Origin of the sequence: Vibrio sp. 10N.222.52.B7, from assembly GCF_041474275.1 — a bacterium.
GTDB lineage: Bacteria > Pseudomonadota > Gammaproteobacteria > Enterobacterales > Vibrionaceae > Vibrio > Vibrio crassostreae_C.
The window spans coordinates 1-323 of record NZ_JBFRTU010000602.1 but is presented as its reverse complement, the minus strand read 5'-3'; the positions used below and the strand labels follow the sequence as shown (position 1 = coordinate 323).

1 pseudogene is annotated in these 323 nt (G+C 48.3%); it reads right to left on the bottom strand.

Annotated elements, in window-relative coordinates:
- Nucleotides 1-323: pseudogene (locus tag AB4512_RS24395) on the bottom strand (nuclear transport factor 2 family protein); the annotation flags it as partial.

Genomic DNA, 323 nt, shown 5'->3' with positions numbered 1-323 from the left:
TACCTGTTGATGGTGGAAGTGGGTAGCAACCCGCTTGGTCCATCATGCCTAGAAGATCTAGGAACAGGCCTGTCTTTGTGATTTTGCCATCAACAACACAGTTAAATTCTGCGTAGCGAACGTTCATGATCTTGCCAGTAGGGCGCATGCCTTGGTATTCAGCGTCGTACAGACCCATGAAGTGACCCATGCTCATTACCCAAATTTCATCTGGGTTAACTTCGTTGTTACCACCGATGAAGATATCTTGACGACGCTGCATGCGTGTCATTGATTTCATCATTGGAGCCCAGAATACGTCAGCCGCAGCTTGAGCGCCTTCT